Consider the following 12,139-nt stretch of genomic DNA (forward strand, 5'->3'; position numbering starts at 1 on the left):
TCGCAGACCCGTTCAGGAGGTACCCGCTCGTGACCCGTGTCCGACTCACCGGCGACGAGGTCTCGGCCGTCGAGACGATCGCCGACGAACTCGCCCAGCGGTACGACACCGTGGAGTCCCCGGCGTTCCAGCGCGAGAGCCGCACCCACGCCCAGGAGCTGCCCCGCCGGCTCCGCGCGGAGCTCAACGAGTTCCGGCTGGCCGAGAAGTCCGGGACCATCGTGGTCTCCGGCCTCCACGTCGAGGACGGGGCGCTCGGCGAGACCCCGGCCGAGCGCCGCGGCAAGCCGGGGCCGTCCCCCTCGCTCCGCCAGGACATCGCCTTCTTCCTGATCGGGAGCGTGCTCGGCGACCCGATCGGCTGGGCCACCCAGCAGGACGGCCTGATCATGCACGACGTCTACCCGGTCCGGTCGCACGAGAACGACCAGATCGGCTGGGGCAGCGCCGAGACCCTCAGCTGGCACACCGAGGACGCCTTCCACCCGCTGCGCACCGACTACCTCGGTCTGATGTGCCTGCGGAACCCGGACGGCGTCGAGACCACCGTCGCGGACATCGCCGACGTCGAGCTGGACGAGGAGACCCGGGCCGCGCTCGGCGAGCCGCGCTTCCGCATCCTGCCCGACGACGCGCACCGCGGCGGCGCCCGGACCGACGGGGCCGCGGACCGCGAGGAGCGGCTGCGCCGGCGCGCCCTGGACCGGGTGGAGCGGGCGCTGGAGCAGCCCGACCCGCTGGCCGTCCTGTTCGGCGACCCCGACGACCCCTACCTGGTCATCGACCCGTACTACATGCGGGGAGTCCACGGCGAGGAGGAGCAGCGGGTGCTCGACGCGGCCGGCGCCGCCATCGACCGCGCCCTCACCGGCGTCGTGCTGGAGCCCGGCGACATCGTCTTCCTCGACAACTACCGGGTGGTGCACGGCCGCAAGCCGTTCCGCGCCCGCTACGACGGGACGGACCGCTGGCTCCGCCGCCTCAACATCGCCCGGGACCTGCGCAAGTCCCGCGAGTACCGGCTCAGTGCCGACTCCCGGGTCATCTACTGACCGTCACCGACGGTTCCCCACTTCTCTCACCCGAGGTTAACCGTGACCGGAATGCTGCAGATCAAGGGCAATCTGACCCAATGGGAGTTCCTGGCCCTCAACAGTGAGCTGAACATCGCGGACGGACACGCCCGGCAGGCGCTGACCCCCGGCCAGACCAAGATCGTGGACGAGCTCCCGCTGCTCTTCGCCGAGGGCGAGCGGCGTCCCGTCGAGCAGATCGAACGGGAGGCGCACGAGGCCTACTTCACCCTGCTCGGCCAGCACGCCTACCCGGCCGAGCCCGGCCGGGTGATGAGCTGCTACTCCTCGTCCGTCGCGATGGAGATCCTCTCCCGGGCGCTGTCCGCCAGGACGGAGAAGGTCGCCCTGGTCCACCCCACCTTCGACAACATCGCGGACCTGCTGCGCGGCAACGGCCTCGAACTGGTCCCGCTGGCCGAGGACCCGCTGCACGGCGAGGACCTCCCGGCGGAGCTGCTGGCCTCGGTGGGCTGCGTCTTCGTGACCACGCCCAACAACCCCACCGGCCGGGTGCTCGCCGAGGACCGGCTGCGCCGGCTGGCCGAGCAGTGCGCCGAGCACGACGTGATCCTGGCCCTGGACACGTCCTTCCGCGGCTTCGACCCGCGCGCCCACTACGACCACTACGCGGTGCTGAACGCGAGCGGCTGCCGCTGGGCGGTGATCGAGGACACCGGCAAGCTCTGGCCCACGCTCGACCTGAAGGCCGGCCTGCTGGCCGTCTCCGAGCACCTCGGGCTGCCGGTGGAGAAGATCTACTCCGACATCCTGCTGGGCGTCTCGCCGCTGATCCTGGCGCTGATCCGCCGCTTCGCCGAGGACGCGGCGTCCGGCGGCCTGGCCGAGCTGCACGAGTTCATCGCGGGCAACCGGGCCGTGGTCCGCGCCGCGCTGGCCGACGTGCCGGGCGTGGACTTCCCGGACCCGGACAGCCGGAGCAGCGTGGAGCGGGTCCGCTTCACCGGCCGGACCGGCACCGAGGTGTGGGAGGCGCTGCAGGAGCACAACGTCTTCGCCCTGCCCTGCCGCCAGTTCCACTGGGCCGACCCGGCCGAGGGCGACCGGATGCTGCGCATCGCGCTGGCCCGCTCGCGCGAGCCGCTGGTCGAGTCGGTCCGCCTGCTCGGGGCCGTACTGGAGAGCCGGTGACCCTGGCGACGGCTGCCGCCCGCCACACCCGGCGCTGGCGGCGCGGCCTGGTGCAGGAGACGTCCGGGCCCGGGGTGATCGACCTCGGGCCCGGATACCTCGAACCCGCCCTGCTCCCGGTGGAGTTGCTGCGGGACGCCCAGGCGGCCGCGCTGGCCGAGTTCGGCGCCGCGGCGCTGGCGTACGGGAACAACTCCGGCGCGGCCCCCCTGCGGGAGGCGCTCGCCGGGAGGGCCGCCCGTGCGGACGGGCACCCGTGCGAGCCGGAGAACGTCCTGGTGACCTCGGGCACCTCGCAGGCGCTCTACCTGATCGCCACCGCGCTGGCCTCCCCGGGCGACGCGGTGCTGGTCGACGACCTCTGCTACGACCTGGCGCAGAAGCTCTTCGCCGACTGCCGCCTGACCCTCCGCCGGGTGCCCGCGGATGCCGGGGGCGTCTCGCCGGAGGGGCTGCGGGAGACCCTCCGGGGGCTGGGGCGGGAGGGCGTCCGCCCCGCCTTCCTGTACCTGAACCCGACGTTCCACAACCCGACCGGGCGGACGCTGCCGGTCTCCCGGCGGCGGGAGCTGCTCGCGGTGGCGGCGGACCGCGGGCTGCTGGTCGTCGAGGACGACGCGTACGCCGGCCTGGTGCTCGACCCGGGGGCGGAGCCTCCGCCGTCGATGAGTTCCCTGGCGAACCATCGGGGAGTGCTCCGGCTCGGCACGTTCTCCAAGACGCTGGCCCCCGGGCTGCGCCTGGGCTGGCTGCTCGGCGACCCCGCGCTGGTCGGCAGGCTGGCCTCGCACGGCCTGTTCGTCAGCGGCGGCTCGCTCAACCACGTCGCCTCGCTGGCCGCCGCGGTGCTGCTCGACAACGGCGAGTACGACCGCCATCTGGCTTTCCTGCGCGAGCAGTTGAGGCTGCGCCGGGACGCCCTGGTGGCGGGCCTGCGGGCGGTGGAGTGGCCGGAGCCGGTCCGCTTCCGGGTGCCGTCCGGCGGCTACTTCCTCTGGCTGGAGCCGATGGCCGGCCGGTCGGAGGCGGAGCTGCTGCGGGCCGCCGCGCCGGCCGGCGTGCGCATCGCCGCCGGTTCGCGGTTCGGCCCCGGTGGCGCGAACTCGTTCCGGCTGGCCTACAGCTTCAACCCGCCCGAGCGGCTGGCGACGGCCGCCGGGCGACTGGCCGCCGCCTGGCGCGCCCTGCCCCACCCGTCGATGCCTCACCCATCGACGTCCTAGCTACTGACAGGAGCCGAACGTGTCCGTGACCCATGAGGGGGCACCCGCCGTCGTGGGCGGTCTGCGGGGGTACAGCCTGCCGCTCTCCCCGTCCGGCCGGTCGTCCATGATCACCCCGCCCCCGTGGCACTTCACGGGCGAGGTGGTGATGGTGGACTACCGCGTGGACCCCGAAGCCGCGGCGGCCTTCCTGCCGCCGGGGCTGACCCCGGGTCGGGACGCCGGCGCCGCGGCGGCGGTCTTCGCCGAGTGGCAGTGGTGCTCGGAGTCGGAGGAGGAGCTGGCCGAGCCCGGCCACAACCGCTTCTCCGAGTTCCTGGTGCTGCTCGCCTGCGAGTTCGAGGGCGAGCCGATGGCCCGCTGCCCGTTCGCCTGGGTCGACCAGCCGGTGCCGATGATGCGCGGGTGGCTGCAGGGCATGCCCAAGCAGTTCGGGTCGGTGCACCAGACCCGCGCGGCCACCGTGGGACGGGCCGCACCCCGGCTGGCGGCCGGCGGGAAGTTCACCGGAACGCTGTCCGTCCAGGGACGCAGAGTGGTCGAAACAACCGTGACACTCAAGGGAATTGCCCCTGAGCCGCCTGCGTTGCACATGGTACCGTTGGCGCACACTTTGCATTTTCCGGATTGGACTGCGACCAGCTCCAACAGGCCGAGTCTCGTGGCGTCCCAGGTGTCCGGTGTGGAGTTCTCGGAAGTGTGGTCGGGCACCGCCGAGATGGGATTCCTCGATGTCCTGGGTCCGGACTTCGCAGGGCTTGCCCCGGTCGAAGTCGGAGCCGGTCACGTCTTCTCGTATGCCGAAACACTGCACGGAGGGCGGGTCCTGACGGACAGCAAGGACTGACCGACCGAAGACACACAGCGATCACGGGGGCGAGCTTGTGTTGAGAATTCATTTCACTGTCGGGGATCTGGCCCGTCTGCGCATGGTCGCGGGGCTGGGACCGCTGACCGAGGGCGTCTTCGCCCTCCACCGGTTCAGCAACAACGGCAGTGTGCTGTTCCACCCATGGCGCATGAGGGTGCGCGCCGCGCTGGGGCCGCGCACCGCCGAGCTGGAGGAGATCGCCCAGCAGGCCCTGAACCCGACCGACCTGATCGAGATGTTCGGGCCGTCCGGGTACGGCGAGGGCCACGCCGCTCCGGCGGCGCTGCTGAGCAGGTTCACCCAGGTCGCGGTCCTGCCGTACTGGCCCGACATCAGGCCGCGGCTGGAGCGGGTGCGGGACGCCCGGGGACGGATCGCGATCGCGCACGGCGCCGAGCGCTTACTGAGCGCCATCCACCCGAGGCTGCACTGGAACGCGCCGGTCCTGGAGGTCCGCGGCGGGCCGGACCGCGACGTCCACCTCGACGGCCGGGGGCTGGTCCTGAGCCCCTCGTTCTTCCTCAACGACCCTTCCTGCGTGTTCATCGACGACGACCGCGAGGCCGGCGGGCCCGCCGTGGTCTTCCCGATCGGATCGACCGTCAAGCCCGGCCTCTGGGAGGGGTGGGAGTCGGACGAGCAGGCGCTCGGAGCCCTGGTCGGCCACACCCGGGCCGCGGCGCTCCAGGCGCTCACCGACAGCTGCACGACCGGTGAACTCGCCGAACGGCTGGGCATATCGCTGGCCGGGGCCAGCAAGCACGCGGCGGTCCTGCGCCGGGCGGGGCTGATCACCACCGCCCGCAACCGGAACACCGCGCTGCACACCCTCACCTCGCTCGGCATGGCCCTGCTGCAGAGCCGCGAGCTGGCGCCGGTGCCGTTCCACAGCCACCGGCTCCACAGCCACCAACGAACCGAGATCCCGGCCTGAGGAGGCGCGATCATGAGCACTCCCAACCCGTTCGACGACCCCGAGGGCTCCTTCCACGTCCTGGTGAACGACGAGGGCCAGCACTCGCTGTGGCCGGTCTTCGCGGAGGTGCCGGCCGGCTGGCGCACGGTCCTGGCCGACGCGGACCGCGAGGCCGCGATCGCCTATGTCAACACCAACTGGACGGACATGCGGCCGGCGAGCCTGGCGGCCCGTCAGGGCTGACCGGAACCGGTCCCCGCCCGGCGGACCGGGAGCCTCCGCTCCGCCGGGCGTATGACAGAATTCCTGGCTGTGACCATTCGATTACTGCTCGCAGACGACCAGGAGATGGTCCGCCGCGGCATGCGGCGGATCCTCGAGAACCAGCCGGACATGGAGGTGGTCGGCGAAGCTGAGGACGGTGTCGCCGCGGTGCAAGCGGCGCGCCAGCTCCGGCCTGACGTGGCGCTGGTGGACATCCGGATGCCGCGCATGGACGGTCTGGAGGTCGTCCGTCTGCTCGCCGGCCCCTCGGCGGCGCCACCGATCAAGGTCGTCGTCGTCACCACCTTCGATCTCGACGAATACGTGTACCCGGCGCTGCGCCACGGCGCCTCCGGATTCCTGCTCAAACGTTCGGGCCCGACGCTGCTGGTCGAGGCGGTCCGGGCCGCGGTGGCGGGCGACAGCCTGATCAGCCCGTCCATCACGGTCCGCCTGCTCAAACACGTCACCGGCGGCCGTCCGGGCGGCCCGGCCATGGTCGAGTCGCTCACCGACCGGGAGGTGGAGATCGCCGGGAAGGTGGCCGAGGGCATGACCAACTCCGACATCGCCGGCGAACTCTTCATCTCGGCCGGCACGGTGAAGACCCACGTGGCCAGCATCCAGCGGAAGCTGGGCGTCAGGAACCGGGTCGGAATCGCCGTGCGCGCATTCGAGATGGGATATGCGACCGGCCGACTGGCGGAGTGAGGGATTCCCCCGGCCGGCGGGTACGGAGGGATTCGCTGATCAGGGGGGGGCCGGTCCGGTGCAGGTAGGGCACCGAAACGGCGAAAGGCATCCATCCCATGCTCGATCGACAGAACGGAATCCGACTGGATTCCCTGACCGGTCTCCGCTTCCTCGCGATGATTCCGGTATTCCTCTTCCACAGCTCCCTGGAGGGAATCTTCAACGACGCCCAGGCGGACTGGGACTTCCTGAACGGTCTCGGCACCTCCGGACACGTCGCGGTCTCGTACTTCTTCGTCCTCAGCGGCTTCGTGCTCACCTGGTCGTACCGCCCGGCCGAGCGGCCCGGGAGATTCTGGCGGCGTCGGGTCCTCAGAGTCTTCCCCAACCACCTGGTCGCCCTGGTGGCGGTGATCCTGCTGATCAGCCACTACGGCGACCTGCCCGACTGGAAGGGGCTCGGCGCCCAGGCCCTGCTGCTCCAGGCCTGGATACCCGACCCCGCCTACTTCGACATCGGCAACTCCGTCACCTGGTCGATCTCGGTGGACCTGGCCGTCTACGCGCTCTTCCCGCTGCTGTACCGGCTGGTGTCGCGCGTCCGGCCGGGTCTGCTGTGGCTCTGGGCCGGCGCCTGCGTGCTGGTCACCGTCCTGGTGCCGGTGCTGGCCCAGAACCTCGTCCACGACGACCGGCCGATGCCGCTCTTCGGGGTGTCGATCGGCCAGTACTGGCTGGTGTACTTCTTCCCGCTGGCCCGCCTGTCGGAGTGCGTGCTCGGCATGCTGCTGGCGCGGATCGTCCTGACCGGCCGCTGGATCACCTGGATGCGTCCCTACGTGGCCGTTCCGCTGCTGGTGGCCGGTTACTGGGTCGGGCAGCAACTGCCGTACCTGTACCGGACGAGCGCCGCCACCGTGATCCCGATCGGCCTGCTCACCGCCTCCCTCGCCGCGGCCGACCTGGCCGGCCGGCGCACCGTGCTGAACCACCGAGTCGTGGTCCGGCTCGGCGAACTCTCCTTCGCCTTCTACCTGGTGCACAACCTGGTGCTCAAGTACGGCCACCTGGCCCTGGGCGCCGTGGAGAAGGACGGTGAGCAGGTCGGTCCCGCCTACGGCATGACGGCCGGCATCGCGCTCATCGCCGCCGCCTTCCTGCTGTCGCTGCTGCTGGCCTGGGCGATGAACGTCCTGGTGGAGCGGCCGGCCATCCAACGCTGGTCCAGGCCGCGGTCGGTGCCGGGTCCGGCGCCGACCCCGGTGGGCGGGGCGGTGTGACCGCCCGTCCCACCATTGTGCCGTCCGGACACGTCCGAAAGATCTGTCGAACGGCAGATGTCTGACCGACAGTCATCTGCACCGGGCCGTCACGGTCCCGCGCCGTGCGTAGGCTCGGCCCCGTGCAGACCGAACTGATGCCTGACTCGCATCGCCGCCGCACGGTGTGCGCGACGGCGGCCTTCCTGGTCGCCGTTCCGGCGGCGATCGCCCCGCCGAGCGCGTGGATCCTGGCCCTCGTCGCCGTCCTGGCGATGGCGGTCGCGATCCTGCGCCGGCCGCCGGGCCCGGTCTCCCCGGTCCCGGCGGCCGGCCTGGTCGCGCTGCTGTCGGTCGCCGCCGACATCGGCTACCCCGGTGAACAGGGGCTGGTGCTGCCGTGGCTCCCGTTCGAGTTCGCGTCCATGCTGGTGCTGGCCGGGCGGGTGGTCCGGCGGGCGGACGTCCGCCACGCGGCGGTGGTCGGCTCGGCGCTGGCCCTGGCGCTGATGGCGCTCCCGCTGCGCTTCACCCTCCGGCTGCCGCAGGAGGCGCTCGGGCCGTCCGTGGTCGCCGTCGCGATGGCGATGTTCCCCACGGCCTGCGCCGTGGGCGTCGGGCTCTACCTGCGGGCCAACGACGACCGCCGGGCCCGCGCGGTCCAGCGGGCCCGCCGGGAGCAGCGGCTCGAAGTGGCGAGGGACCTCCACGACTTCGTCGCCCACGAGGTGACCGGCATCCTGCTGGAGGTGCAGGCCGCCCAGGTCGGCGAGTACGAGGAGGAGCAGGTCAGGGAGCTGCTGGGCCGCCTGGAGGCGGCCGGCCTGCGAGCGCTGGACTCGATGGACCACACCCTGCAGACCCTGCGCGACCCGGAGGCGCCGGCCGCCGCGGAGCCGCCGCCGACCAGGGTCCACGGCCTCGCCGACCTGCCCGAGCTGGTGGACCGCTTCCTGGCCTCCGGCCCGGTCGGCGGCGCCCTCGCCCTGGAGCCGGGGCTGGCCGGGGCGGCGCCGCGGGAGATCGAGGACGCCGCCTACCGGGTCGTCCTGGAGGCGCTGACGAACGTCCGCCGGCACGCCCCGGACGCCGGCCGGCTGGACGTGGAGGTGGTCCGCGCCGACGGGCCCGCCCTGCGGGTCACCGTGACCGACAGCGGACGGCGGCGCGGCTCCGGCGGCCCGGCGGCCCGCCGCTCCGGCGGCACCGGCCTGGCCGCCCTGGCCGAGCGGATCACCGCCCTCGGCGGCGACCTGGCGGCCGGACCCCACGCCGGGGGCTGGCGCGTCCGGGGCGAACTGCCGCTGCGCCCGGACCCGGCCGGGCCCGGCCGGCCGGGTCGGTGACACCGGCAATATCTGCCGAACGGCAGATGGCAGCGGGCCGCGGATCGGCCAGGCTTCAACCGTGCCCAATCCCAGCCTCCCGGAGGAACCGGTGGTCTCGCGCAAGAAAGCCGCACCCGCCCTGCTCGCCCTCGCCGTCGCCGCCCTCGTCCCGCTGACCGGCTGTGCCAAGGCCGGGGACGCCAAGGCCGAGGACAAGACCTTCGAGTTCAGCGGCAAGACCCTGAACGTCAAGTCGCACGGCATCCCCACCGACCTCGTCCCGGCCGACCGCACGGACGTCAAGGTCACCCGTTGGTTCGACAAGGGCTCCAAGGTGGGCGACATCAAGGAGACCTGGCAGCTGGACAACGGGACGCTCGAACTCCAGGCGCTGTGCACCGGTCTGGCCAACTGTGACGCCAAGTTCCGGGTGGAGGTGCCGCGCGGCGTCGCCGTGACGCGCGACGGCAAAGAGACCGATCTGAAGGGCTGAGACCGACCGGTCCGACGGGGAAGAAGACGATAATGCTCGAACTGATCGACATCACCAAGGTGTACAAGGGCGGCAAGCGTGCCGTCGACAGCATGACGATGCACCTGAACCCGGGCATGCTGGGCCTGCTGGGGCCCAACGGCGCCGGCAAGTCCTCGCTGATGCGGATCGTGTCCACGGTCACCAAGCCCACCAGCGGCCAGGTCCGGTACGAGGGGACCGACGTGGTCGCCGACCCGGACCGGCTGCGCCGCGAACTCGGCTACCTGCCGCAGGACTTCGGGGTCTACCCGAACCTCACCTCGCGGGAGTTCCTGTCCTACCTGGCCGCCGCCAAGGGCCTCTCCGCCCGCTCGGCCAAGGCCCGGATCGACGAGCTGATCCAGCTGGTGAACCTCACCGAGGCGGTCAAGCGCCCGCTCGGCAAGTACTCCGGCGGCATGCTCCGCCGGGTCGGCATCGCCCAGGCGCTGCTGGCCGACCCCAAGGTGATCGTGGTCGACGAGCCGACGGCCGGCCTCGACCCGGAGGAGCGGGTCCGCTTCCGCAACCTGCTCAGCGCCCTCGCCGCCGACCGGGTGGTGATGCTCTCCACCCACATCGTCTCCGACGTCGAGTCGGTCGCCTCCGACATCGCCGTGGTCGCCCAGGGCCGCCTGCTGCGCCGCGGCGCCCCCGACGAACTGCTCCGGGAGATCGACGGACAGGTCTGGGAGGTCATGGTCTCCGCCGCCGACGTGCCGGCCATGCAGACCCGGCATGTGGTCAGCCGCATGGTGCGGACGGCGAACGGGGTGCGGCTGCGGCTGCTCGCCCCCGTCCCGCCGACCCAGGACGCGGTCCGGGTCTCGCCCGACCTCGAGGACGCCTACCTGGGCATCATCCGCGGGTCCGCCGGCCGCACCCCGGTCGAGCAGCAGGCGGTGCGGCGGTGAACGTGCGCGCGCTCGCCGGACTGGCGGTCGGAGACTTCCGTGACCGGGTGCGCCGGCCGGCGTACGCGGTGACCCTGCTGGCCGCGATCGGGCTCGGCTACCTGGCCGTCCCGAACGTGAACAGCACCTGGGTGATCATGGACGTCGGCGGCAACCGCGGCATCTATAACAGCGCCTACGTCGGCGCGGTCACCTCCCTCGCCGGGGCGCTCTGGCTCACCTTCGGCGGTTTCTACGTGGTGCGCAGCGGCATCGGGCGGGACGAGACCAGCCGGGTCGGCCAGATCCTCGCGGCCACCCCGCTGCGGACCACGGGCTACCTGTTCAGCAAGTTCCTGAGCAACCTGCTGGTGCTCGCCTCGATGACCGGCGTGCTGGCGATCACCGCGCTGGTGATGCAGCTGGCCCGCGGCGAGAACCGCTCGGTCGACGTGATCGCGCTGGTCGAGCCGTTCGTGCTGCTCTCACTGCCGGTGATGGCGCTGACCGCCGCGGCCGCGATCCTGTTCGAGACGGTGCCGCTGCTGCGGGCCGGCTTCGGGAACGCGGTCTGGTTCGTGCTGGCCCTGGTGATCTCGATCGGCGGCCAGTCCCCCTCCGCGCCGTTCGGCGGCCTCGGTGTGCACCAGGTCGCGCAGTCGATGAACACGGCGATCGGGAGCCAGCACCTGCGGTCCGGCGAGGGCGGGTTCAGCCTCGGCCTGACCAAGGTGAGCAAGCCGCTGGGCACCTTCCTCTGGGACGGCTTCGACCCGTCCGGCGGCTTCGTCCTCGGCCGGATGGTGCTGGTCCTGCTGGCCTGCGCCGTCGCCCTGCTGCCGGCGCTCTGGTTCGGCCGGTTCGACCCGGCCCGCGCGGCCGGCTCGCTGCTTCCGGCGAAGGCGAAGGCGGCGGCGGAGGGGGAGTCCGCTCCCTCGGCGGCCGATCCCTTCGGCACCGCCGCCGGGCCGGAGCCGGCCCCGGCCGCCACCTGGTCCACCGCCCCGGGCGAGCTCCCGCGGACGGAGCCGACACGGGCCGGAGCCTTCGGGCGCCTGCTGGTCGGCGAGGTCCGGATCCTGCTGCAGGGCGTCTCGCCCTGGTGGTGGGCGGTGGCCGGCGCGCTCACCGTGGCCGGCTTCGCGCTGCCGATGGAGACCGTGACCGGCATGCTGCTGCCCGGTGTCTGGCTGTGGCCGGTGCTGATCTGGTCGAGGCTGGGCAGCCAGCAGGTCGAGAACGGCCTGGAGGTGCTGCTGGGCGCCTACCCGGCGGCCCGGCGCAGGCTGCTGGCCGAGTGGGCGTCCGGGCTGGTGCTCACCGCGGTGATGGGCGTCGCCCCGCTGGTGCGGATGGTGGTGGCCGGTGACGGCCCGGGCATCGCCTGCTGGGTCGGGGGCGTGCTGTTCATCCCCTCGCTGGCCATGTCGCTGGGCGTGCTGAGCCGTACCCACCGGGTCTTCCAGGCGATCTACCTGCCGGTCTGGTACATCCTCGTCAACAACGTCGCGGCGCTGGACTTCATGGGCGCGGTCCGGGTGCACGGCAAGCCGGCCGGTCCCAGCCCGCTGCTGGTGGTGGCACTGTCCGCGGCGATGCTCGCGGTGGTGTTCCTGGTCGGGTCGGCCCGACGGAACGTCAAGGGATAGCCGGAGAACCGATGTCCGAGCCGGAGGAGGACGGCATGTGCGAGGCCCACGCCCGACGGATCGCCCGACTGGAGTCCGAGATCGAGGAACTCCGGCTGGCCAACGACGTGCTGAGGAGGGTCGCCGAGTTCCTCGCCGGCCGGTCGGACCGCTCCGACCCGATCGACCGCACCGAGTTCGGCCGCACCCCCCGGTGGGGCGGCCCCGGCTGACCGGTCGCCATGTTCCACCGGCGGAGCCTGCCGACACGGGCCCCGACCGGTCGGGCCGCCGCCCTCGCGAACCCCCGCGCGTGGGCGGCGGC

At 72.5% G+C, this 12,139-nt stretch carries 13 protein-coding genes; all 13 read left to right on the top strand.

The features are described 5' to 3' along the window. The first annotated feature begins 29 nt into the window (after positions 1–29). The 13 genes from gntD (at position 30) to ACFRAR_RS27490 (ending at position 12,047) form a co-directional block, all read left to right on the top strand. Entirely contained in the window at positions 30–1,052 is a 1,023-nt protein-coding gene (gntD, locus tag ACFRAR_RS27430) for a guanitoxin biosynthesis L-enduracididine beta-hydroxylase GntD (RefSeq protein WP_380700874.1), read from the top strand. Positions 1,053–1,103: 51 nt separating this feature from the next. Next, positions 1,104–2,225 carry an enduracididine biosynthesis enzyme MppP gene (gene mppP / locus ACFRAR_RS27435; RefSeq protein ID WP_380700875.1) on the top strand — a complete coding sequence of 374 codons (1,122 nt, stop codon included), beginning with the start codon at positions 1,104–1,106 and terminating at the stop codon, positions 2,223–2,225. Continuing rightward, positions 2,222–3,448 carry an enduracididine biosynthesis enzyme MppQ gene (mppQ, locus tag ACFRAR_RS27440; RefSeq protein ID WP_380700876.1) on the top strand — a complete coding sequence of 409 codons (1,227 nt, stop codon included), beginning with the start codon at positions 2,222–2,224 and terminating at the stop codon, positions 3,446–3,448. Before mppP ends, mppQ begins: the two co-directional genes overlap by 4 nt. Before the next feature lie 52 nt (positions 3,449–3,500). Then, positions 3,501–4,295: an enduracididine biosynthesis enzyme MppR gene (gene mppR / locus ACFRAR_RS27445; protein WP_380700877.1), complete on the top strand. Its 795-nt coding sequence runs from the start codon at positions 3,501–3,503 to the stop codon at positions 4,293–4,295. 82 nt (positions 4,296–4,377) lie between these two features. Continuing rightward, positions 4,378–5,253, top strand: a complete 876-nt coding sequence (locus ACFRAR_RS27450) for an ArsR/SmtB family transcription factor (protein WP_380700878.1) — start codon at positions 4,378–4,380, stop codon at positions 5,251–5,253. 12 nt (positions 5,254–5,265) lie between these two features. Continuing rightward, positions 5,266–5,478: an MbtH family protein gene (locus tag ACFRAR_RS27455; RefSeq protein ID WP_380700879.1), complete on the top strand. Its 213-nt coding sequence runs from the start codon at positions 5,266–5,268 to the stop codon at positions 5,476–5,478. A 69-nt stretch (positions 5,479–5,547) separates the two neighbouring features. Beyond that, complete coding sequence (locus ACFRAR_RS27460; protein ID WP_380700886.1) at positions 5,548–6,210, top strand: response regulator; 663 nt, start codon at positions 5,548–5,550, stop codon at positions 6,208–6,210. A gap of 98 nt (positions 6,211–6,308) precedes the next feature. Beyond that, a complete protein-coding gene (locus ACFRAR_RS27465; RefSeq protein ID WP_380700880.1) occupies positions 6,309–7,472 on the top strand; it encodes an acyltransferase family protein in 1,164 nt (387 codons plus the stop codon). Between the two features lie 122 nt (positions 7,473–7,594). Beyond that, positions 7,595–8,797, top strand: a complete 1,203-nt coding sequence (locus tag ACFRAR_RS27470; protein ID WP_380700881.1) for a sensor histidine kinase — start codon at positions 7,595–7,597, stop codon at positions 8,795–8,797. 61 nt (positions 8,798–8,858) lie between these two features. Beyond that, positions 8,859–9,272, top strand: coding sequence for a hypothetical protein (locus ACFRAR_RS27475; protein ID WP_380700882.1), 414 nt, complete (start codon positions 8,859–8,861; stop codon positions 9,270–9,272). A 32-nt stretch (positions 9,273–9,304) separates the two neighbouring features. After that, positions 9,305–10,207 carry an ABC transporter ATP-binding protein gene (locus ACFRAR_RS27480; protein WP_380700883.1) on the top strand — a complete coding sequence of 301 codons (903 nt, stop codon included), beginning with the start codon at positions 9,305–9,307 and terminating at the stop codon, positions 10,205–10,207. Further along, positions 10,204–11,835 (top strand): hypothetical protein, encoded by a 1,632-nt coding sequence (locus tag ACFRAR_RS27485; RefSeq protein WP_380700884.1) that lies wholly within the window; start codon positions 10,204–10,206, stop codon positions 11,833–11,835. The genes ACFRAR_RS27480 and ACFRAR_RS27485 overlap by 4 nt, the downstream gene beginning before the upstream one ends. An 11-nt stretch (positions 11,836–11,846) precedes the next feature. Next, on the top strand, positions 11,847–12,047 hold the full coding sequence (locus ACFRAR_RS27490; protein WP_380700885.1) for a hypothetical protein: 201 nt from the start codon (positions 11,847–11,849) through the stop codon (positions 12,045–12,047). Positions 12,048–12,139: the final 92 nt, after the last annotated feature.

The sequence above is a fragment of the Kitasatospora sp. NPDC056651 genome, from assembly GCF_042792155.1.
Taxonomy (GTDB): Bacteria; Actinomycetota; Actinomycetes; order Streptomycetales; family Streptomycetaceae; genus Kitasatospora.